This is a genomic window from Streptococcus infantis, from assembly GCF_047465525.1.
Taxonomy (GTDB): Bacteria; Bacillota; Bacilli; order Lactobacillales; family Streptococcaceae; genus Streptococcus; species Streptococcus infantis_R.
In genome coordinates, this window is record NZ_JASGZS010000001.1 from 144,249 (window position 1) to 168,251 (window position 24,003).

The window sequence follows — 24,003 nt, forward strand, 5'->3', positions numbered from 1 at the left end:
TAAGGAAGAGAAAATGAACGAATTATTAAAGGGAATGAATGACCGTCAAGCCGAGGCCGTTCAAACAACAGAAGGTCCTCTGCTGATCATGGCGGGTGCTGGATCTGGTAAGACTCGTGTTTTAACCCACCGTATTGCCTACTTAATTGATGAAAAGATGGTCAACCCATGGAATATCTTGGCCATTACCTTTACCAATAAAGCGGCGCGTGAAATGAAGGAACGTGCTTATGGACTCAATCCAGCTACTCAGGATTGTTTGATTGCGACCTTCCACTCTATGTGCATGCGTATCCTACGTCGCGATGCGGATCATATTGGCTATAATCGCAATTTCACGATTGTGGATCCAGGGGAGCAGCGGACTCTCATGAAACGCATCCTCAAACAGTTAAACTTGGATCCTAAAAAATGGAATGAACGGACTATTTTGGGAACCATTTCCAATGCTAAGAATGATCTGATTGACGATGTTGCTTATGCTGCCCAGGCAGGAGATATGTACACTCAAATTGTAGCTAAGTGTTATACGGCCTATCAGAAAGAACTTCGTCAGTCAGAGTCGGTGGACTTTGATGACTTAATCATGTTGACCTTGCGTCTCTTTGATCAAAATCCTGATGTTTTGACTTATTACCAACAGAAGTTCCAGTACATTCATGTTGATGAGTATCAAGATACTAACCATGCTCAGTATCAACTCGTTAAACTCTTGGCTTCTCGTTTCCAAAATATCTGCGTAGTTGGGGATGCTGACCAGTCTATCTACGGTTGGCGTGGTGCTGATATGCAGAATATCTTGGATTTTGAGAAGGATTATCCTCAAGCCAAGGTTGTTTTGTTGGAGGAAAATTACCGCTCAACCAAAACCATTCTCCAAGCAGCTAATGATGTCATCAAAAACAATAAAAATCGCCGTCCTAAAAATCTCTGGACTCAAAATGCGGATGGGGAACAGATTGTCTACTATCGTGCTAATGATGAACAAGACGAGGCTGTCTTTGTTGCTAAAACCATCGATGAACTTGGTCGAAGCCAAAACTTCCTTCACAAGGACTTTGCAGTTCTTTACCGTACTAATGCCCAGTCTCGTACCATTGAAGAAGCTCTGCTCAAGTCCAATATTCCTTATACTATGGTCGGTGGAACTAAGTTCTATAGCCGTAAGGAAATCCGTGACGTTATTGCATATCTGAATCTCATCGCCAATTTGAGTGATAATATCAGTTTTGAACGCATCATTAATGAACCTAAACGTGGCATTGGACCAGGAACAGTAGAGAAAATCCGTGACTTTGCCAACCTACAAAATATGTCTATGCTAGATGCTTCAGCTGACATCATGTTATCAGGGATTAAAGGTAAGGCAGCTCAGTCAATCTGGGATTTTGCCAATATGATTCTTGATTTGCGGGAACAACTGGATCAATTAACCATTACTGAGTTAGTGGAAGCAGTCTTGGAAAAGACAGGCTACGTGGATATTCTCAATGCTCAAGCGACTTTGGAAAGCAAGGCTCGTGTTGAAAATATTGAAGAGTTCCTTTCTGTTACCAAGAACTTTGATGATAATCCAGATAATCAGGAAGAGGAAACTGGATTGGATAAGCTCAGTCGCTTCTTGAACGATTTGGCCTTGATTGCAGATACAGACTCTGGCAGTCAGGAAACATCAGAAGTAACCTTGATGACGCTCCATGCGGCCAAGGGACTCGAGTTTCCAGTTGTATTCTTGATTGGGATGGAAGAAAATGTCTTTCCACTTAGTCGTGCAGCAGAAGACATGGATGAACTAGAGGAGGAGCGCCGTCTAGCCTATGTCGGTATCACGCGCGCAGAGAAAATCCTTTATCTAACCAATGCTAACTCACGCTTGCTGTTTGGTCGAACGAACTATAATCGCCCAACACGCTTTATCAATGAGATTAGTTCAGATTTGTTAACTTATCAAGGTTTGGCGCGTCCTGCTAATAGTAGCTTAAAAGCATCCTATAGTAGTGGAGGTGTTGCCTTTGGTCAAGGCATGAGCCTAGCTCAAGCTCTACAAGATCGTAAACGCAACGCAGCACCAAGATCAATTGAATCAAAAGGACTACCTTTTGGACAGTTTTCAGCTGGTTCTACATCGGCTTCTAGTGAGACAACCTGGTCTATTGGTGATATTGCCCTTCATAAGAAATGGGGCGAAGGAACTGTTCTAGAAGTTTCAGGAAGTGGATCTACTCAGGAATTGAAAATCAATTTCCCAGAAGTCGGCCTCAAAAAACTTCTAGCCAGTGTAGCACCGATTGAGAAGAAGTAGTCAATAGTTTAAGTTTTTGAAGATAAATATATTTTTCAATGACAACAGATTCATTTGATTCCACAGAGTTTAGTGGTATATAACTATGACAAAGAAGACGAATTTAACACCTTTACAGGTTATTGAAATTGGTAAAAACTTTCATTCTAATAATAAACTTGAGGGTAAATGTGTTTTAGATCCTAACCTTTTAAGATTAGAGCACTCTTATCCATATGAGTTTGAAAAGATGGATTACAAAGGTTCAACATTATGGTTTATGTTAGTTAAGTATCCGCCAAATAATTTTTTATTCGAAGACTATACATTAGTAATTTCAGATAAGGAGGCGAAGGTAGTTTTTTATTTGGATGTAAATGGTCATCCGAGATTTTTTAAATAATAATAGTATGATAAAACTGTTAGCCACCATACCTTTTCTAAAGATAAGAACAAAAAGTTACCTCTGGTCACAATCTTGTGATAATTTACATTCTCTTAACAAAAAAGTTTTTTGCTTACACGATTAAAACAAATAGTGTATAATTGAAACTGTTTTTGAAAGGAGAAGAAAATGACTGAAAAACAAATGAAAAAATTAGGTTGGATTGCAACCTTTATGTCTGTAATGATGTATATCTCATACATTCCTCAAATTATGAACAACCTTGCGGGTCAAAAAGGAAACTTTATCCAACCAGCAGTAGCTGCAATTAACTGCAGTCTTTGGGTATACTACGGACTCTTTAAAAAAGAACGTGATATCCCTTTGGCAGCAGCTAACGCACCAGGTATTGTTTTTGGGATTATTACCGCATTGACAGCTTTAATTTAATACAGAAAAAAAGCAATTAGCAGAATGAACTGTTAGTTGCTTTTTAATATTCTACAAAATATATTTCTCAATAGCGCGTGCAACACCATCTTCTTCATTGCTAGCAGTTACGGAATCCGCGAGAGATTTGACATAGTCGCTAGCATTTCCCATGGCAATCCCAAGCCCTGCAAATTCTAACATCTCAATATCGTTATTGGCATCACCCATTGCCATGATTTCAGAAGGTTGGATATCCAAAATCTCAGCCAAACGAGAAAGTGCAGAAGCCTTAGTTGTACCGAGTGGCATTGCTTCATAGATAACTGGTTGTGAACGAACTCCGCTAAATCTCTGACAAAGTTCATCAGCAAATCGTTGTTCAAAATCATCTGTTTGTTCTTTTGTACCTAAGAACATACCCTGGAACATGCGATATTTACCACTGGTAGCTTCCTCTAGTGAAATTTCAGTCAGGTCAGAAAAGACGAGTGTCGCATCGTATTTTACGATAGGATTTGGTTTGCCTCCGAGAACGAAGTAGTGTTCCTCGTCAAAGAGAGTCAATTGAACCTCACTTTTTTCTGCTAGGTCATTCAGGTATTCAATGTCTGATTTGCTAAGTTCTCTCCAGTCAACAAGGTCCCAATCACTAGTTTGGTGGGTAGAACAACCATTGTTGACGATGACGTATTCATTCTGCAAATCAAGACCAAGTTTCTTATAGTAGGGAAGAACCCCAAAGAGAGGACGACCAGTACAGAGAACCAGTTTGACGCCTTTGTCAATAGCCTTATGAATGGCATCAATATGAGCCTGAGGGATTTCCTTGGCTTCGTTGAGTAGAGTTCCATCCATATCAAGAGCAAGTAATTTAATCATAGTATTTCCTTTTCACGTATTTTGTCTATATTATAGCATATTTTGGATGAAATAAGGATTACTATGTCAATTTAGGACGTTTCAATTACAATTCATGATTGGAAGAAGCTTTTTGGCAAATATATGCTATACTAAACTTGCAATATACTGATAATGGATAAAAAAGCAGAGGGTTTATCATGAAAAGAAGAACAGTACAGATTTTACTAGCTTTATTAGTAATTATTTATAGAAAGACATGGTTTTGGTGGATTTTTAATCACTTTTCAGCTAGATTTGTAGCCGCTAGTCGAGAATTTTTTCAGATTCTTGCTTTTTTAGAGCTTAGCGTAAGTCTTCTAGCTATTCTTTATTTACTAGTATTCGAAGGTAGAAAAATTCTTGAGTTGAAGTGGAAATGGAGTTATCCAGTTTATTTGCTCCTTGCTTATGGAGTCAGTTATCTTTCAGATATTGTGTTTTCTTTTTTAACCCCAGCAACGTCCAATCAAATCGCTTTAAATGAAACGATTGAGATGACAGGGCGACAAGAGTTACCTTATCTTTTACTGATTGTTTGTCTACTAGGACCAATTACAGAAGAATTGGTTTATCGAGGAGTTCTGATGAAAACATTTTTGAAAGATACACCTTGGTATGGAGATGTTTTACTATCAGCCTGTGTCTTTGGCTATGTGCATGTCAGTTCAGGTTTAACACCACTCGCCTTTTTCACCTATGCAAGCGGAGGAGCAATTTTAGCTTTCCTCTACCGAAAAACTCATTCTCTCTATTATCCTATTTTACTTCACATCATGATTAACATTGCTGCATTTTGGGAATTATGGATGCTTGTATTTTCATGAAGTTAGTGATTATCGATCAATGCCGGAAATTTCCGGTATTTTACTTTTTATCAGTAGTTTAAGAATTCTCTATTTATAGGATTAGCAGTCAAAAAATGGTATAATGAAAGGTAATGAAAAAACAGACGAGGCTGAGATGAAACTACTTTATACCGATATTCGGACTTCTTTGACAGAAATCCTGACCAAGGAGGCTCAAGGACTGGTTGCCCAAGGCAAACGAGTCTTTTACATAGCTCCTAACTCTCTTTCTTTTGAAAAGGAACGTGCCGTGCTGGAGTGCTTGAGTCAGCAGGCTTCTTTTGCGATCACAGTCACGCGCTTCGCTCAGATGGCTCGTTATCTGGTTTTAAACGATATACCCGCGAAGTCAAGTCTCGATGATATTGGTCTGGGTATGGTTTTTTATAAATGTTTGTCTGAGATAGACGCTAAGGATTTACGTGTTTACGGGGCTATTAAGCAAGATCCGCAAGTCATCCAACAACTGATTGAGATTTATCATGAAATGACAACTGCGAAGATGAGTTTTTTGGACTTGGAAAGTCTAGCTGACGCTGATAAACGTTCTGATTTACTCTTGATTTTTGAAAAGGTAACAGCATATCTCAATCAAGGACAAATTTCACAGGGGAGTCCATTAACCTATCTGATCAATGCTATCGAAGAAAACAAAGTAAGTAGTGATTTTAGTAAGATTGCCCTAGTCATTGATGGTTTTACCCGATTTTCTGCAGAAGAAGAACACCTAGTGGATCTACTTTATCGTAAGGGTGTTGAAATTGTTATCGGGGCTTATGCGACTAAAAAAGCTTATACAAGTCCATTTAGTGAAGGTAACCTCTATCAAGCCAGTGTTGAGTTTTTGAGACATTTGGCCTATAAATATCAGACCAAGACAGAAAATGCTTGTCAAGACCATGAGAAACTTGATGCCTTTGCCAAAGCTTCAAGACTACTCGAAAGTGCTTATGATTATTCTGAAATCAGTTTAGAAGTGACTGATGAGGATAGAGAAGATTTACAAATCTGGTCCTGTTTGACCCAAAAAGAAGAGTTGGAGTTAGTTGCTCGTAGTATTCGCCAGAAATTGCACCAAGATTCAGAACTTAGTTATAAGAATTTTCGAATTCTACTTGGAGATGTAGAGTCTTATAAACTGTCCTTACAGACAATTTTTAATCAATATCAGATTCCTTTTTATTTGGGCAAGAGTGAGTCTATGGCTCATCATCCTCTAACTCAATTTGTAGAATCCATCGGACGTTTGAAACGATACAATTTTCGTCAAGAAGATTTGATTAATCTCCTACGCACTGGCTTGTATACAGACCTAAACCAAGAGGAAATTGATTGCTTTGAACAATATCTTCGTTATCTAGGTATCGATGGTCTTTCTAACTTTAAACAAGAATTCACAAAAAATCATCATGGGAAATTTGATTTAGAGAAGTTAAACAAGCTTCGTGTTCGTGTTCTAAATCCACTAGAAACTTTATTATCTAGTCGTAAGCAAAAAGCTGAAAATATACTAGAAAAATGGAATAATTTTTTGAAGAATTCCTTTGTGACCAAGCAACTGCAAACCTTATCTGCAACGATGGAAGCAGCAGAGCAAGAAAGACAAGAGGAGGTCTGGAAGGCCTTTTGCCACGTAATGGAGCAATTTGCAACCGTGTTTGAAGGTTCCCAGGTTACTTTAGATGATTTCTTGGCTTTGCTTCATTCAGGCATGAGCTTGTCCAATTATCGTACGATCCCAGCAACGGTAGATACTGTCCTGGTGCAGAGTTATGATTTGATTGCACCCTTGACAGCTGATTACATTTATGCACTTGGCTTAACTCAAGACCACTTGCCTAAAATTGCTCAAAACAGCAGTTTGTTGAGCGATGAAGAAAGAGAAGTGCTAAACCAAGCGACTCAAGAAGTTTCTCAATTACTGATTGCAAGTCAAGAAAACCTCAAGAAGAATCGCTATACCATGCTTTCTTTGGTCAACTCTGCTAAGAAGCAATTGGTCTTATCGGCGCCAAGTTTACTCAATGAAAATGAGAGTAAAGAGTCGGTATATCTGAAAGAATTACAAGACTTTGGTTTTAGCAAGATTGAAAAGAGAATTGATCGAAAAAATCTATCGAAAGATGACATTGGTTCTTATCACAGTCTTTTGTCTAGTCTGGTTGCCTATCATCAGCAAGGTGAGAGTGAGACAAGCGACCAAGACTTAACCTTTGTCAAGGTTTTGGCTCGTGTGATGGGTAAAAAGTTGGAAGACCAAGGTTTAGAAAATCCAGTTTTACCAACAAGTCCAAAGAGCAAGATTTTAGATTCTGAAACTTTGAAAGCCTTGTATCCGCAGGAACAAGATTTCTATCTATCAACTTCTGGACTAACAGAATTTTACCGTAATGAATACAGTTATTACCTTCGTTATGTATTAGGCTTGCAAGAAGAATTGCGTCTGAAACCTGATGCTCGAAGCCATGGGAATTTCTTGCATCGTATCTTTGAGCGGGCATTGAAAATGCCGAGCGATGAATCCTTTGATCGACGTTTAGAACAAGCTATCTCTGAAACCAGTCAAGAACGTGAGTTTCAAGCTATTTATCAGGAGAGTTTGGAGGCTCAATTTACTAAGGAAGTCCTCTTGGATGTCGCACGCGCTACTGGCCATATTCTTCGACATAATGCGGATGTTGAAACGATTCAGGAAGAGGCGGTCTTTGGTGGCAAGGAACAAGCCTTTATTCAGCTAGATAATGGTCGAAATCTCTATGTTCGTGGTAAGGTTGACCGAATTGACCGTCTAAAATCAGATGGAGCTATCGGTGTTGTAGATTATAAGTCTTCTTTGACTCAGTTCAAGTTTCCTATGTTTTATAATGGTCTTAATTCGCAATTACCAACCTATCTAGCTGCCCTCAAGCAAGAAGGGAATATGGATTTCTTTGGAGCTATGTACCTAGAAATGGCTGAACCAATTCAGTCATTGCAAACTGCAAAAACTCTTTCTAAAGCAGTAGCAGAAACCAATAAGACTATGAAATACCAAGGCCTCTTTCTTGAAAAAGAGATAAAAAACCTTGGAGAGTTTTACAATAAAAATAAGACTTACCAGTTGTCTGATGAGGAATTCCAGTTATTGTTGGACTATAATGCCCTTCTCTACAAAAAAGCGGCAGAGAAGATTTTATCTGGTGAATTTGCGATCAACCCTTATACAGAAAACGGTAGAAGTATTGCACCCTATGTTCAACAATATCAAGCTATTACAGGTTTTGAAGCTAATTATCATTTAGGTCAGGCGAGATTGTTAGAGAAAGTTGCCAAGAGCAATGCCAAGGAAGCTTGGTTTAATAAAATCAGAGAGGAGTTGGAGCGATGAAATTTTTAACCCAAGAAGAGATTGCAGCGTTGCAAGTAGCAGAAGCTCAGTCTAATAAGAAGCCTAAGAAAACAGCTGAACAAATTCAAGCGATCTATAGTTCTGGTCAAAATACTTTGGTCTCAGCTTCAGCTGGTTCAGGGAAAACCTTTGTCATGGCTGAACGAATTCTTGACCAACTAGCGCGTGGCGTAGAAATCCGCCAACTCTTTATCTCTACCTTTACCGTTAAGGCAGCAACCGAGTTAAAAGAACGCTTGGAAAAGAAAATCAGCCAACAGATCCAAGAAACGCAAGATGTGGAACTAAAAAAACATCTTGGTAGACAATTAGCCGATTTACCCAATGCTGCAATTGGAACCATGGACTCATTTACCCAAAAATTCCTGGCCAAGCATGGATATCTACTAGATCTTGCTCCAAACTTTCGTATCCTTCAGAACGAAAGTGAACAACTTCTCTTAAAAAATGAGGTTTTTGGACAAGTTTTTGAAAGTCATTATCAAGGTAAAGAACAAGGCAAGTTTAGTCAGCTAGTTAAGAACTTTGCAGGTAGAAGCAAAGACGCGCGTGGACTGCGTAAACAGGTCTATATGATTTATGACTTTTTACAATCTACCAGCAATCCTCAGGCTTGGCTAGAAAATTCCTTTCTAAAAGGCTTTGAAAAGGCTGATTTTACGGTTGCTAAAGAAAAACTTGCAGAGGATATTAAAGAAAGACTCTGGGATTTAGAAAGCTTTTTCCGTTATCATTTGGATAATGATGCCAAGGAATTTGGCAAAGCAGCTTATTTAGAATCTATCCAACAAGTTCTTGACGAGATCGATTCTTTAGGCCATGAATCAACTTTTAATCAATATCAAGTAGTTTTAGACCGAGTTGTTAGTATCTCTAAGGATAAGGGAGGTCGTGCTCTTACAAATGCCAGTCGTAAGGCCGAACTGCAAGACTTGAAAGAAACCTACAACCAAGAGAGAAAAGCAAAATTTGAAAAGCTGATTGCACTCAATGACCAAATCACTTTACTAAAATTCCAAGAAGATTATCATCAAGATTCCTGGGACTTGGCAAAGACATTCCAAGTCTTCATGAGGGATTTTGTTGATGCCTATCGACAACGGAAGCGCGAAGAAAATGCCTTTGAATTTGCTGATATTAGTCATTATACGATTGAGATTTTAGAAAACTTCCCACAGGTGCGTCAAGAGTATCAGGAACGCTTCCACGAAGTTATGGTCGATGAATATCAGGATACCAACCATATCCAGGAAAGAATGTTGGAACTCCTCTCAAACGGCCATAATCGTTTTATGGTAGGAGATATTAAGCAGTCCATTTATCGATTTAGACAGGCAGATCCCCAGATCTTCAACGAAAAATTTCATAGATTTGCTCAAGATGGCAAAGAAGGTCAGTTAATTCTGCTTAAGGAAAATTTCCGTAGTAGTTCAGAGGTTCTAGATGCTACAAATGATGTCTTTAAGCATCTTATGGACGAGGAAGTTGGGGAAATTTCATACGATGGTATGCATCAACTTGTTTTTGGAAATACTGATATTCAAGCAAATCCTGAAAACAAGGCAGAAGTTCTCTTGTACGATAAGGATGATGATAGCGATTCTGATGATGAGGAAGAACTTGCAACCAACAAATTAACTGGTGAAATGCGCATGGTGCTTAAGGAGATAATTCACCTTCATAATGATAAGGGTGTACCTTTCAAGGACATGGCTCTCTTAACTGCCAGCAGAAGTCGCAATGATCAGGTTTTACTTGCTTTATCGGAATATGGGATACCAGTTAAGACTGATGGTGCTCAAAACAATTATTTGCAATCCCTAGAAGTCCAGGTTATGTTGGATACCCTTCGCGTTATCCATAATCCTCTACAAGACTTCGCTTTAGTGGCTCTTATGAAGTCTCCTATGTTTAGCTTTGATGAAGATGAATTGGCTCGATTAGCTCTTCAGAAATCCGAGGATGAGGTTCAAGAAAACTTTTATGAGAAACTAGTTAATGCTCAGAAGAAAATTGGTCTTCAAAAGGATTTAATCAAAGCTGAATTACAAAAGAAACTAAGCTTTTTCATGGAAACCGTCCAGGCTTGGCGCTTGTATTCTAAAACGCACTCACTTTATGATCTCATTTGGAAAATCTATAGCGACCGTTTTTACTATGACTATGTCGGTGCTTTGCCAAATGGTCAAGCTAGACAGGCAAATCTCTATGCCCTTGCTTTAAGAGCAGATCAGTTTGAAAAGAGTAATTTCAAGGGATTATCTCGCTTTATTAGAATGATAGATCAGGTCTTGGAAGCCCAGCATGATCTTGCCAATGTCGCTGTGGCACCTCCTAAGGATGCTGTAGAACTTATGAGTATTCATAAAAGTAAGGGCCTTGAGTTCCCTTATGTCTTTATCCTTAATATTGATCAGCAATTTAACAAGCAAGATTCCATGTCTGAGGTCATCCTAAGTCGAAGAAATGGCCTTGGTCTCAAGTATGTTGCTAGAGTTGCTACAGATGCCAAAGAGGAATACGTTCCATCTACGATTAAGTTATCTATTCCAAACTTGACTTATACTCAAAATGAAGAAGAGCTCCAATTAGCAAGTTATTCTGAACTCATGCGTTTGCTTTATGTGGCTATGACGCGAGCTGAGAAGAAACTCTATCTAGTTGGAAAAGGATCTCGTGAAAAATTAGAAGCAAAAGAATATCCAACAAATGGAAAAGGTCTTTTGACTCGAGAAACTAGACTAGATGCTCAAAATTTCCAAGATTGGATTTGGGCTATTTATCAAGCATTTTCTAAAGAGGACTTACACTTCACTGTGCACTTTGAGGGTGAAGAAGATTTAACCAAAGAAGCTATCGGAGAATTGGAAAATAAAAGCCAGCTCCAAGACCAATCCCAAGCAGATAATCGCCAGTCAGAAATCATCAAAGATGCGTTGGAAATGCTAAAAGAAGTGGAAGTGTATAACGAAATCCACCGTGCAGCAATCAATCTTCCAAGTGTACAAACCCCAAGTCAGATTAAGAAGTTTTATGAACCAGTCATGGATATGGAAGGAGTCGTAGTGGCTGGTCAAAGTCAGCCAAAAGAAAAATCCATTCAATTCAACCTTCCTGATTTCTCTAAAACTAAGAAAGTTACTGGTGCTGAGATTGGTAGTGCTACCCATGAACTCATGCAGAGAATTAATCTAGCTAAGAAACCCACTTTAGAGACTTTAACAGAGGCCTTGGAGCAAGTTCAAGTAAGCTCGGATGTCAAATCCAAAATCAATCTAGGAAAAATTTTGTCCTTCTTTGATACAGCTCTAGGTCAAGAGATTCTTGCAAATCAAGATAAACTTTATCGAGAACAACCTTTCTCAATGTTAAAGAGAGACGAGAAGAGTCAGGAAAACTTTGTTGTCCGTGGAATCTTAGATGGTTATCTCCTCTATGAGGATAAAATTGTTCTCTTTGACTACAAGACAGATCGTTATGAGCATGCTAGTCAGCTTGTTGAACGCTATCGAAGACAATTGGATCTCTATGCAGAGGCTCTATCTCGCTCTTATCAGATAGAAACAGTTGAGAAATATTTGATTCTACTTGGTAAAGACCAAGTAGAAGTCGTTAAACTCTAAAAAGAAAGGAGACATCATGTCCATTCCTGTTAGAAAAAACTTATATGATGCAGTTTTAGAGGCATCTAAAGCCGATACTTGGGAACAAGCTACCAAAGAATGGAGTGAAGTTTCCTTGATTTTTAATGGAATCGGTCGAAGCAATTGTGTCTGCGGTAATGCTATTAAGTATGCTTATGAACTTTTTAACGGAGTTACTGGCAAACGTCTCTTTCCCATTGGGAGTGACTGTGTTCGCCATTTCCAGAGAATTAGCCTAGATCAACAGCTAGAAGAGGAGGAAAAACTTCTCAGAAAGCTTGAAAATCTAACCAGAAAGGTCCAGAAAAAAGAAACCATTCGAGTTAATAAAACAGATTTTGATGAGCGACTGATCAACTGGCTATGGAAAAAGGGAGCTTTTAAGTCAAATCGAGGTAATCAATTCTCACCAGAAAAGGATTATCAACTCTTTTTGGAGGTATTTCAAGGTGGAAGTTGGACTAAGGCAGAGCCTTTGAAGAAAGCTCGTATGGAAGAAGTCCTTGAGAAATTTATCAAACCCTTTCTACTTGGAAAATCTGACGATCAACTTTATCTAGTTAAACTAGGAAAAGAAAAAATTGACTATGAGCAAGAACTTCGAATCAAAGCTGAAAAGGAACGAAAGAAGCGAGACAAGATTGCAAAACAATATGCGGATAACCTGGTTCTAGCAATGGGACCAGCTGAACGTGCCTATCAAGATTACTTTGGACTGAGCGAAACACTGACTCTAGAAGAACGCCAGTGGGAAAAGATTCTCTTTGGTAAAAATCGGACAGAACGTTCTATAAAATCAAAACAGTATCAAAGAGAACTCGAAAAGGATCAACGTATTGCTAGTCAAGATCCCCTTGAAAGAAAACAAAAGCAAGTATGGTTGTTAAACTCTTATTTTCAAGATATTCCAGAAGAAAAAGCTCGCTTTTCTCGACTTTTAACCATGTATCGAAAAACTGGAGAAATCCCATTTTCAACTGACTATCTCTCTAACACTTTGTTTGACTTTTTCTACAAAATGAAGGCTTTTGAATTTGAAATAGAACCTGATCAGGTACGGGATTTTCTAAAGGAATGTTTAGATGCGGAAAACCTATCGTCCGCTCAAAAATCTTGGATAGAAGGCATTTTAACCAACTGCATGAAACCCTTTTTAGAAAGAATGATAGTATAGCAGTAGTTTTCGTTCTGCATGGAGAGACTCATTATTGTTAAAATTAGTCTTAAAAGCATTTTACATAATTTATTTTATGTATAAACTGAAAATGTTTGTGTCAACATTAAAAAAATAGAAAGAAACTATGTCAAAAGAAATCGATATCGAATATTATCACCAACTAGCCTTGCAAAAACAAAAAGAGCATCGGAAGTTTTTAGGAAATCTGAAAAAGAAAGCACCTAAAAATTTGGATAAAATTGCCCTTGAAATCCATCAAGAAGTTTTTACTGAAATTGATTGTACAGCCTGCGCTAACTGCTGTAAGAGTCTTGGTCCAGACTTCAAAGAAGCAGATATCACACGTATCGCAAAATACTTTAAAATGAAATTGCCAGCCTTTGAAGCTGAGTTTTTGCAAGTAGATGAAGACGGTGATAAAGTCTTTAAGTCAATGCCTTGTCCCTTCTTAGGAGGCGATAATCTCTGTTCCATCTACGATGTCCGTCCAAAAGCCTGTCGTGAATTTCCACATACTGACCGTAAGAAGATTTACCAAATCAATAATCTTACTATTAAAAATACTCTAACCTGCCCCGCAGCTTATCTCTTTGTTGAAAGATTAAGAGAGAAAATAGACTAAGTACTCTCATTGTATGATAAGATTCATCCTCAAATACAGTTACTATTTGGGGATTTTTGTATATTTATTTTTATCTGAAAATTCAAACCATATTTTTTATTAATTGATAAGTCTTTTCTTTAAGCTTAAAGTTTTTTAAACCTTATCTTAAAGAAAACTGATATAAGGTATTTTTAAGCGATGTTCTGTATAGTTATACCATCACCAAAGAAAGAGGTATCGATATGAACTACATAGTCATTCCAGCTTATCAACCAGATAATAAACTTATCAAACTCATCGAAAAAATTCATGAAAAGAGTGATTTTCATATTTTAGTCATAGACGACGGCAGTTCATCAAAGTGCCAAAAAATCTTTGATAAAGCAAAACAATTTGCTACTGTCATTCGTCACCAAGTGAACCAAGGTAAAGGGCAGGCTCTAAAAACAGCCTTTACTTATATCCAAGAACAAAACATTTATGGTACGGTTGTCACAGCAGATGCGGATGGACAGCACAAGGTATGGGATATTTTCCGCACGGCTAATAAAGCTTCCGAAAATCCAAACAAGCTAATCTTGGGTGTACGTGCCTTTTCTGGAAAAGTTCCTCTTCGTAGCCGTTTTGGTAACAGTTTAACCAAAGCTCTCTTTAAGCTTCAAACAGGAGTAGGAGTAACAGATACGCAGACAGGTCTTCGTGCTTTTACTACAAACTTGATACCGTTTATGCTTAAGATTGAAGGCCAACGTTACGAATATGAAATGAATATGTTGCTCGAAGCAACGAAAGAATACGAGATTTTAGAAGTTCCTATTGAAACTGTCTATATTAATGACAATGAGGCTTCACACTTCCGCCCAATCCAAGACGGGCTCATGATCTATAAAAATATCTTTAAATTTGCCTTATCATCTCTCAGTAGCTTTGTTGTAGACTATATCGTTTACGCCCTAGCAATTTTGATTTTACCGACAGTTCCGACGAGTCTACGAATCTTTCTAGCAAACGGAGTAGCTCGTGTAACTAGCTCTATTTTTAACTATTCTACAAATAAAAAACTAGTATTTAAAAATGACGATAGTCTTGTGAAAACAGGGATGGGTTACTTTGGTCTAGCAGTCGGACTCTTTGTCTTAGACACGCTACTGATTCGTCTCTTCTTTACAGTCTTTGGTATCAACCTTCTGATTGCCAAAGTTATCGTTGGCATTCTTCTCTTCGCTGTCTCTTGGACAGTGCAGAAGAAATTCATCTTTAAGGAAAGGACATCAACTGTATTATGAAATTTTTAAAGAAACGCTATGCTTACGCCTCAGTTCTTGGCCTACTCTTGACAGGATCCTTTAGTTACTCAATGCTAAAGACCTTTGTCCTCGCTGAAACTATCTCGACAGTTGCCACAACTAGCACAAGTTCCAATGCTGCAGCAGCAAGTCAAGCTGCTAAGACAGCTACTGTCACTGACTCTAGTTATAAAGATGACAATATTTCAGTCAATTTGTCTGAAACGACGGTCAATAATACACAAGTCTACGTTGCTGATATTACTCTGAGCTCATCAGATTATCTGAAAACTGCCTTTGCTCAAAATGCTTATGGAACTAACGTAACTGCAAAAACCTCTGTAACCGCAGCTGACAACAATGCCATTTTAGCAGTAAACGGGGACTACTATGGTGCTAACTCTACAGGTTATGTTATCCGTAATGGCGTTGTCTATCGTGATACTGTTCGTGAAGATTCTAGTAATGGCGACTTAGCTATTTATAAAGACGGCTCTTTTAAGATTATTTACGAAGATCAGATCTCAGCTGAGCAACTAGTAAATGACGGTGTCGTCAATCTCTTGGCTTTTGGACCAGCCTTGGTCGAAAATGGTGAAATTGCAGTTGATACCAATACAGAAGTAGGACAAGCAATGGCTTCAAATCCTCGTACAGCTATTGGTATTATCGATGAAAACCACTATATCATCGTTGTTTCAGATGGACGTACATCAGAAAGTGAAGGTCTCTCTCTTTATCAGCTAGCTGAAGTCATGAAATCTTATGGTGCAAAGACTGCCTACAATCTTGATGGCGGTGGATCATCTACACTTTATTTCAACGGTCAGGTTATCAATAAACCAACGACTGGTGGAAACAAAATTTCAGAAAGGGCGGTGAGTGACATTGTCTACATCGGTTACTAATCTTGGCAAAAAACGGTTTAAGAAAACAGTCATTTCTTACACACTAATCACTATTTTCTTCTTTGCATTTTCTAGAATTTATGAAGCTTTTAGTTTTGGAGAAACTTCTGTTCATATGCACTATTTATTTGTAGCACCTCTTGTAGGGGGGATTCTACTAGCAATCTTTCTCAAGGTTCTCCCTCATTTCTCTCGTATTAGTCTAAATCTATGGAATTCGGCAGTAGCGATTATTACAGCGGGTACACTTTTCCGAGGAATTGTCAATCTTTCAGGACGCTCTACAACCTTGGATACACCCTACTGGTATGTTGGGATTGGTTTTGCAATACTAGCGATCGTCACTATTTTCATCAATCCAAACCTTTGGAAGAATTCTACTAAAGCAACCAAAACAAATCGCAAAGAAGTCTATGGTCAGGCATAATGTTATAAAAAAGTAGTCGTTCAGCTGATGTTCGACTACTTTTTATTGACTTTTATTTCTAAAATATTTTAAAAATATTACAAGTTCTTTTCTTCTGAAAGATACTACTTTTATATTTAACAGAATATTGTATAATATAGTGGATAATTACTGTTTTTTACACAATATATAGAAACATCAAATCCCCTATTTAGGTATTTGCAAGGAGAAAAGAATGAAAAAAATATTGCTGGCAAGTACAGTTGCCCTCTCTATGGCAGGTTTTGCAAAAACGACAGTCTATGCCGAGGATTCTCAAGCTACCAATAATGTTCAATCATCAGAAAAGATTGCTACGAATACAGTAAGCAATGAAAAGAAAAATCAAAGCGAAGCTGAAAAAGCAACTTCTCAAACTCCAGAGACAAAAGAACAACCTTCAAAAGAAGCAGTAGTAGAAGTAGTTAACAAAGAAGGTTGGCAAAAAGAAAATAACCAATGGCGTTATTATGAGAATAATCAACCAGTTTCGAATTGGAAAAAAATAGCTGGTGTTTGGTACTATTTTAATCAAGATGGTATCATGCTTAGTAATACTATCTTTAATGATTACCTATTGAATAATAGCGGTGCTTTGACAGAATCTTCTTGGGTAAAAATTGACAACCAGTGGTATTATTCCACTGAGGACGGGAAAGTTACTCGTAATAATTGGAAAAAGATAGCTGGAGTTTGGTATCGATTCGATGAAAATGGTATCATGATCAGTAATGCTGTTTACGATGACTATCTATTCAAATCAAGTGGAGCCATAGCTGAAAATAGCTGGGTAAAAATTGCTGATAAATGGTATTATGGGAATCAAGAAGGTAAAATCAATCGTGACAAGTGGGCAAAGATTGATGGCCTATGGTATCGATTTGATGAATCTGGTGTCATGCTAAGTGCTACTATTTATAAAGACCATCTTCTCAAGACTAGTGGAGCTATGGCAGAAAATGCCTGGGCAAAACTCGAAGATAAGTGGTATTATGCTACAACATCAGGAAAAATTATTCGCGATAAGTGGGAGAAAATCAGCGGTTCATGGTACTATTTTAATAAAGACGGTGTCATGTTAAGTAGCCAATGGAAAGAGAAATACTATCTAAAAGATAGTGGTGCCATGGCTAAAAGCGAATGGATTTTCGATGAAAAATACAAGAGTTGGTTCTACCTCAAGTCGGACGGTACCTATGCTGAAAATCAATGGGTAGGTTCTTACTATCTCAAATCTTTTGGTTATATGGCCAAAAATGAATGGATTTTCGATAAGGACTACAACGCTTGGTATTATCTAAAAGAAGATGGAGTCTATGTAACTGGTAACTTCACCATTAATGGAAAAGACTATACTTTCCAAAGCAACGGAAAATGGATTACTGATACAGCCTCATACTATAAAGTAAAACCAATTACAGCAAATGTCTATAGTGCTTCTGGTGAGAAACTTAGCTATATTTCGCAAGGAAGTATTGTAGCGATTGATGGAGCTGAAGCCAAAGACGGTCGACTTCCGGTCAAAATTTCTGGCCTTTCAGGATATATGAACAAGAGTGATTTAGTAGCAGTCAGCTCAGATAGTGACTTCATTCCTCACTATGCCACTGACGGTAATTATCTTTACCATGAGTTATCACCTTACGCAAGTATTCGTGTAGCACCTCATAGTTCATCAATGGCAATTGGTAAAAAATACTATTCAGCTGATGGCAAGAACTTTGAGAACTTTACAGTTGAAAATCCTTTCTTATTTAGAGATTTAAGAAAACCAACCAATTACACAGCTGAAGAATTAGATAAAGTCTATTCTCTTATGAATATCAAAGGAAGTCGTCTGGCAGGTAAGGGAGCAATCTTTAAAGAAGCTGAAGAACGTTATCAGATCAACGCTCTCTATCTAATTGCCCATAGTGCCATAGAAAGTTCATGGGGACGTAGCCAAATTGCTAAGGATAAAAACAACTTCTTTGGTATCGCTGCTTATGATACAACACCATATGATTCAGCAAAAAGCTTTGACGATGTTGATAAGGGTATCTTAGGTGCAGCCAAGTGGATCCGCGAAAATTACATCGATAATGGCAGAACATACCTTGGAAATAAAGCGTCAGGGATGAATGTTCTTTATGCATCAGATCCATACTGGGGAGAAAAAATTGCAAGTATCATGATGAGAATCAACAGTCAGCTAGGTGAAAAAGATTAAAAATCATTAAAATCGATAACAACTGCAAAGTGGTTATCGATTTTGCTTATCATGATAAACTTGAGAAATGAACTTTATGAAGCAGAATTTTGAACATATACATACAAGAGGGATAAATTTAAATCACATAGGGATCAACGCATACGCTTATGATTATTCAGCAATCCCAGACTTACTTGATAATCTCAAAGCCAATAATCAAATTATACTAGGTGGGGATGTTTTTTGCTACAAGAATGGCCAATTGAAACATACTTATGATCATTGGTATTACGAGAAACAAGATCCAACCATTGATAGCAGTAAATCCATTTTTCAAACAGAAAAATATATCAGCAACTATGTTAAAGATCATGGTGAACACTATTATTTTTCAATTGTTTTAGACAATGAGGAATTTAATTTGTGACTGATTGACTTAGAAAACATTTTACAATCGGCATTGAATCAAGCGTCAAATATGAGAAATCATGTTATAATAAAAGATAGTGATTTATTTTTAGAAAAAGGATATCTATTTAATTTTTAAATATGAAAGAATAGATACAAATCCAATAAAAGAAAGGAATTTTACAGAATGGCAACTATTCAATGGTTTCCTGGACACATGTCTAAGGCGCGTCGTCAGGTTCAGGAAAATTTAAAATTTGTTGATTTTGTGACAGTTTTAGTTGATGCACGTTTGCCCTTGTCTAGTCAAAATCCGATGCTGACGAAAATCATCGGAGATAAACCAAGACTATTGATTTTGAACAAGGCAGACCTAGCAGACCCAGCATTAACAAAAGAGTGGCGTCAACACTTTGAATCACAAGGCATTCAAACACTGGCAATCAATTCTAAAGAGCAAATTACAGTTAAAGTCGTTACAGATGCCGCTAAGAAACTCATGGCAGATAAGATAGATCGTCAAAAGGAACGTGGGATTCAAATCGAAACCTTACGTACCATGATAATCGGGATTCCAAACGCTGGTAAATCGACGCTAATGAACCGTTTGGCTGGTAAGAAAATTGCTGTAGTTGGTAATAAGCCAGGTGTGACAAAAGGCCAACAATGGCTCAAAACAAATAAAGATTTGGAAATCTTGGATACTCCAGGGATTCTCTGGCCAAAATTTGAAGATGAAACTGTCGCCCTTAAACTTGCTCTTACCGGAGCGATCAAGGATCAATTGCTTCCAATGGATGAGGTAACTATTTTCGGTCTCAATTACTTTAAAACCCATTATCCCGATAATCTTCAAGAACGTTTCAAACAAATGAATCTGGATGATGAAGCTCCTGAAATTATTATGGATATGACGCGTATCCTTGGTTTCCGTGATGATTATGATCGTTTTTACAATCTCTTTGTTAAAGAAGTTCGTGATGGAAAACTTGGTAATTACACATTAGATATATTGGATGATCTAAATGGCAACGATTAAAGAAATAAGAGAAGCATTAGCAAAGATAACTGATCTTGAAAGTCCCTTGTTCAAGGAATTTGAAAAAGATTCTCGTTCAGGTGTACAAAAGGAAATTGAAAAACGTAAGAAATCTATTCAAGCTGAAATTGATGAAAATCTCCGCTTAGAAGCCATGCTTAGCTATGAAAAAGAGTTTTACGCTCAAGGTCTTAGCTTAATTGCAGGTGTAGATGAAGTTGGACGCGGTCCTTTGGCCGGACCTGTTGTTGCTGCAGCGGTCATTCTTCCAAAAAATTGTAAGATTAAGGGCTTGAATGACAGTAAAAAGATTCCTAAGAAAAAACATGAGGAGATTTTTCAAGCCGTTAAAAACAATGCTTTAGCAGTTGGCATTGGTATTATGGATAATAATGTTATTGACCAAGTAAATATCTACGAAGCGACTAAACTAGCAATGAAGGAAGCAATTTCTCAGCTTCAGCCACAACCAGAACATCTTTTGATTGATGCTATGAAGTTAGATCTGCCGATTTCGCAAACATCCATCATTAAAGGAGATGCTAACTCGCTTTCTATCGCAGCAGCATCTATCGTTGCGAAGGTTACAAGAGATAAGATCATGGCTAACTATGACCAAGAATTTCCAGGCTATGATTTTGCTCAAAATGCTGGCTATGGAACTGCTAAGCATCTAGAAGGAATTGAAAAGCACGGTGTCACACCTATTCATCGCACCAGTTTTGAACCGATTAAAACGATCGTTTCAGAAACTAGTAAAAGATAATTAAAGGAGAGAATTATGGAGGAACAGTCGCAAATACTTAGTTCCAAGAAAGAATTTGCCTTCGCGTCCAGTACGATCTTAGCTCAAGTAGGGCGAGGTATTATTGTCGGATTAGTCGTAGGACTTATTGTAGGATCATTTCGATTTTTGATCGAAAAAGGCTTTCATATCGTTCAAGGATTTTATCAAGACCAAGAGAATCTGATACGGAATCTATTGATCATTTTATTGTTTTATATCCTCATTTGCTTACTTAGTGCCAAATTAACACGCTCAGAAAAAGATATCAGAGGTTCTGGTATTCCTCAAGTTGAAGCGGAGTTAAAAGGTCTCATGTCTCTCAACTGGTGGAGTGTCCTCTGGAAAAAATACATTCTAGGTATCTTGGCCATTGCGAGTGGGCTCATGCTCGGTCGTGAAGGTCCCAGTATTCAGCTAGGTGCCGCTGGAGGCAAAGGAATTGCTAAATGGCTCAAGTCTAGCCCTGTTGAGGAGCGTTCTTTGATTGCTAGCGGAGCTGCTGCTGGACTTGCTGCAGCCTTTAATGCACCGATTGCAGGACTCCTATTTGTAGTAGAAGAAGTCTACCATCATTTTTCACGATTTTTCTGGGTTTCTACCTTGGCTGCTAGTCTAGTAGCAAACTTTGTTTCCCTTCTCATCTTTGGCTTAACACCTGTACTTGATATGCCGGATAATATCCCTCTCATGGACTTGAGCCAATATTGGATTTATCTGGTGATGGGAATTTTTCTAGGACTCTCAGGTTTTCTCTATGAAAAAGCCGTTCTTAACGTTGGAAAAGTATATGATTGGATTCGTCAAAAGATTCATCTGGATAAGGCCTATTATCCTATTCTGGCCTTTCTTCTTATCATTCCAGTAGGAATTTTCCTGCCACAGATACTTGGTGGAGGCAATCAGGTTGTCTTATCCTTAACAGAACAGGATTTTAGTTTTCAAATTCTCTTGGCTTACTTTATTATTCGCTTTATCTGGAGTATGATCAGTTATGGTAGTGGACTGCCAGGTGGTATTTTCTTGCCAATTTTAGCTTTAGGATCCTTACTTGGTGCCCTGGTAGGTGTTATTTGTGTCAATCTTGGACTTGTCAGTCAGGAGCAATTCCCTATATTTGTCATTTTAGGAATGAGTGGCTACTTTGGAGCAATATCCAAGGCTCCCTTAACTGCCATGATACTCGTAACTGAGATGGTAGGAGATATTCGCAACCTCATGCCACTTGGATTAGTCACCTTAGTTGCCTACATCATCATGGATCTGCTCAAGGGTGCGCCAGTCTATGAGGCTATGTTAGAAAAAATGCTGCCAGAAGAAGCGACAGATGAAGGAGAAGTCACTCTCATTGAAATCCCTGTTTCAGATAAAATAGCAGGAAAACAAGTACACGAACTCAACTTACCACATAACGTACTAATCACTACTCAAGTCCATAATGGCAAGAGCCAAACAGTTAACGGCTCAACCAGAATGTACCTCGGTGATATGATTCACCTAGTTATTCCAAAAAGTGAAATTGGGAAAGTCAAAGATTTGTTGTTGTAGGATCGGTTGTTTACATAACTTATGTTATGTCTCGTATATAGTTGGTCTAAAATTAGTAATTAAAATAATAGACCGAGTCATATGAATCAAAACTCGATTCCTAAATAATGGTATCGAGTTTTTATATTTTATTCTGATAAACTGTAGAAGCTTTAGAAATTTTTTAAGTCAATAAATTAATGATCAATAATTCACTTAGCGTATCTAGTCATTTTTTAGAAAACTAAAAGTTTATGTACAATTGACTTAACGTGAGCTAAACTATTGATACAACTGAATTAGAAGCATAAAGTACATTCTTTAAGGAGTTACTTTATTTTTATTTTGTACATTATTTTGAAGTGTTATTTTGTATATTTTCTAGTTCATAACATCATCTGATTTAAGAAATTGATTTGTACATTTTTACTCTAATAGGTGCAGAAGAAGTAGTGGTTCAATTGTACATTTTTTGCTACTCATTTAAGGTCTTATTGATAGTAAGATATAGATTTTTACTCGTAGTGCTAGTTAATCTCAAAGTATCTCAGATTATAAGACAGTACAATTTGCTCCATTCTCAACTGCAATCCTGTTAAGCCTCATCAAAAAAAGCACAAAGTTCTGAAAATCGAGTTTCAATAGTCCGTCTCATAGCCATTAGTTTCCAATGATTATGTTGTTTAGCTCTTGCCACATTTTGACGTAAAGGCGTCCAAAGATGGTAACCTTTCTGTTTCAACTGTTCTATGAGTTCATAGCTAAGATAAGCTAAATCAGCTAAAACATAGGGTTGAGAACAATTTTCTAGTAAGTCATCAACTGCCCTAATATCATGTACTGAGGCAGGCGTTACAACATAATTCAGAATATAGCCTGATAGGGTGACCAGCATATGTACTTTGAATCCATAGAACCAAAGGTGCTTAGAGGAATTGTAACCAATGTCGTCTAGTTCATTAAAAACATGTGCTCTATGGTTACGGACTGGTTGACAAAGTGATAAGAGGAAACTATCTATGATGACAATGTTATTGGGAGAAATTTGAGTATTTATGGCTTGCCGAATAATTTGGACTAACCAAATCAACTGCCTTGACCGTCGATTAAACCGACTTCTTTCAAGGAGACACCCACAAGGATTCTTGTTTAGAAGCACCGAATCAATCAAGAAGGATCACCCAGAGGTTCCAGCATTTGAAGAATATGACGAGCTACTTGAAGCAATCAAAAAAAATCCCTTTATAGGGATTTTTTTATACCTATAATACCTTGTGCAAAATAGTCGTATATATCAAAATCAGAGTCACGTTACCTACTATTAGACCAAAAGTCGCAAGCAAGGTCTTTGCTGTACCCGGCTTAAAATCTGCACTAATCAAGTATGGCCAAAAGCATACCATTGGGAAAACGGCTACTAACACGCATACATAGGTAGGAAAGCTTGTCCAAAGAAAGCGTGTCGTCTCTAACCAGTGACCCCATGAAGGTATCACTATTTTGCTTATAGTGAAAAGTATGCATATAAGGTGGATCACTAGAAGATAAATAGCATACTTTGTCTGTACTGACCCCAAAAAGTTAGACAAATAATTATTGAAAGGATTTAGTTCTGTACTGCACAGGACTAAATCCTTTTAGTTTTACCTTAATTCGTTTGTTGTTGTAATAATCAATATAGTCTACAATAGCCTGTTCCAATTGGTTAAGTGATTGGAAGGTCTTCTCATAGCCATAAAACATTTCGGATTTCAAAATG

General features: G+C 37.7%; 18 protein-coding genes and 1 pseudogene. 16 read left to right on the forward strand and 3 right to left on the reverse strand.

The genetic code is table 11. From position 1 onward, the window contains the following. The first annotated feature begins 13 nt into the window (after positions 1 to 13). The 3 genes from pcrA (at position 14) to QM374_RS00725 (ending at position 3,116) form a co-directional block, all read left to right on the forward strand. The gene (pcrA, locus tag QM374_RS00715) at positions 14 to 2,302 is read left to right on the forward strand and encodes a DNA helicase PcrA (RefSeq protein ID WP_414310592.1); all 2,289 of its coding nucleotides are present in this window, start codon (positions 14 to 16) and stop codon (positions 2,300 to 2,302) included. 85 nt (positions 2,303 to 2,387) lie between these two features. Next, on the forward strand, positions 2,388 to 2,684 hold the full coding sequence (locus QM374_RS00720) for a hypothetical protein (protein WP_414310593.1): 297 nt from the start codon (positions 2,388 to 2,390) through the stop codon (positions 2,682 to 2,684). Between the two features lie 171 nt (positions 2,685 to 2,855). Beyond that, positions 2,856 to 3,116, forward strand: coding sequence for a SemiSWEET family transporter (locus QM374_RS00725; RefSeq protein WP_414310594.1), 261 nt, complete (start codon positions 2,856 to 2,858; stop codon positions 3,114 to 3,116). Positions 3,117 to 3,167: 51 nt separating this feature from the next. On the opposite strand, the gene QM374_RS00730 is transcribed toward QM374_RS00725, so the two are convergent. Further along, complete coding sequence (locus QM374_RS00730) at positions 3,168 to 3,977, reverse strand: Cof-type HAD-IIB family hydrolase (protein WP_414310595.1); 810 nt, start codon at positions 3,975 to 3,977, stop codon at positions 3,168 to 3,170. 179 nt (positions 3,978 to 4,156) lie between these two features. Between QM374_RS00730 and QM374_RS00735 the strand changes: the two genes are divergently transcribed. The 13 genes from QM374_RS00735 to QM374_RS00795 all read left to right on the forward strand — a co-directional run bounded on the left by QM374_RS00735 (position 4,157) and on the right by QM374_RS00795 (position 22,265). Further along, on the forward strand, positions 4,157 to 4,822 hold the full coding sequence (locus tag QM374_RS00735; RefSeq protein ID WP_414310596.1) for a lysostaphin resistance A-like protein: 666 nt from the start codon (positions 4,157 to 4,159) through the stop codon (positions 4,820 to 4,822). Between the two features lie 136 nt (positions 4,823 to 4,958). Further along, the gene (gene rexB, locus QM374_RS00740) at positions 4,959 to 8,210 is read left to right on the forward strand and encodes an ATP-dependent nuclease subunit B (protein ID WP_414310604.1); all 3,252 of its coding nucleotides are present in this window, start codon (positions 4,959 to 4,961) and stop codon (positions 8,208 to 8,210) included. Continuing rightward, the gene (gene addA / locus QM374_RS00745; RefSeq protein ID WP_414310597.1) at positions 8,207 to 11,854 is read left to right on the forward strand and encodes a helicase-exonuclease AddAB subunit AddA; all 3,648 of its coding nucleotides are present in this window, start codon (positions 8,207 to 8,209) and stop codon (positions 11,852 to 11,854) included. Before rexB ends, addA begins: the two co-directional genes overlap by 4 nt. A gap of 16 nt (positions 11,855 to 11,870) precedes the next feature. Then, positions 11,871 to 13,049, forward strand: coding sequence for a hypothetical protein (locus tag QM374_RS00750; RefSeq protein WP_414310598.1), 1,179 nt, complete (start codon positions 11,871 to 11,873; stop codon positions 13,047 to 13,049). A 127-nt stretch (positions 13,050 to 13,176) separates the two neighbouring features. After that, the gene (locus QM374_RS00755; protein WP_049509707.1) at positions 13,177 to 13,674 is read left to right on the forward strand and encodes a YkgJ family cysteine cluster protein; all 498 of its coding nucleotides are present in this window, start codon (positions 13,177 to 13,179) and stop codon (positions 13,672 to 13,674) included. A gap of 218 nt (positions 13,675 to 13,892) precedes the next feature. Further along, positions 13,893 to 14,942, forward strand: coding sequence for a glycosyltransferase (locus tag QM374_RS00760; protein ID WP_414310605.1), 1,050 nt, complete (start codon positions 13,893 to 13,895; stop codon positions 14,940 to 14,942). Beyond that, the gene (locus tag QM374_RS00765) at positions 14,939 to 15,850 is read left to right on the forward strand and encodes a phosphodiester glycosidase family protein (RefSeq protein WP_049529663.1); all 912 of its coding nucleotides are present in this window, start codon (positions 14,939 to 14,941) and stop codon (positions 15,848 to 15,850) included. Before QM374_RS00760 ends, QM374_RS00765 begins: the two co-directional genes overlap by 4 nt. After that, entirely contained in the window at positions 15,831 to 16,277 is a 447-nt protein-coding gene (locus tag QM374_RS00770) for a hypothetical protein (protein ID WP_414310606.1), read from the forward strand. Before QM374_RS00765 ends, QM374_RS00770 begins: the two co-directional genes overlap by 20 nt. A gap of 214 nt (positions 16,278 to 16,491) precedes the next feature. Further along, on the forward strand, positions 16,492 to 18,504 hold the full coding sequence (locus tag QM374_RS00775) for a glucosaminidase domain-containing protein (RefSeq protein WP_375554969.1): 2,013 nt from the start codon (positions 16,492 to 16,494) through the stop codon (positions 18,502 to 18,504). A gap of 76 nt (positions 18,505 to 18,580) precedes the next feature. Beyond that, positions 18,581 to 18,913: an Imm40 family immunity protein gene (gene imm40, locus QM374_RS00780; protein WP_049509702.1), complete on the forward strand. Its 333-nt coding sequence runs from the start codon at positions 18,581 to 18,583 to the stop codon at positions 18,911 to 18,913. Positions 18,914 to 19,081: 168 nt separating this feature from the next. Next, a complete protein-coding gene (gene ylqF, locus QM374_RS00785; RefSeq protein WP_414310599.1) occupies positions 19,082 to 19,933 on the forward strand; it encodes a ribosome biogenesis GTPase YlqF in 852 nt (283 codons plus the stop codon). Next, positions 19,920 to 20,699, forward strand: coding sequence for a ribonuclease HII (locus QM374_RS00790; protein ID WP_414310600.1), 780 nt, complete (start codon positions 19,920 to 19,922; stop codon positions 20,697 to 20,699). Before ylqF ends, QM374_RS00790 begins: the two co-directional genes overlap by 14 nt. A 15-nt stretch (positions 20,700 to 20,714) precedes the next feature. Then, entirely contained in the window at positions 20,715 to 22,265 is a 1,551-nt protein-coding gene (locus QM374_RS00795; RefSeq protein WP_414310601.1) for a chloride channel protein, read from the forward strand. 506 nt (positions 22,266 to 22,771) lie between these two features. Here the strand turns inward: QM374_RS00795 and QM374_RS00800 are convergent. Then, a pseudogene (locus QM374_RS00800) lies at positions 22,772 to 23,385 on the reverse strand (IS982 family transposase); the annotation flags it as partial. 452 nt (positions 23,386 to 23,837) lie between these two features. After that, positions 23,838 to 24,003 (reverse strand): IS3 family transposase (locus QM374_RS00805; protein ID WP_414310607.1); only part of this gene is annotated, 166 nt, incomplete at its 5' end.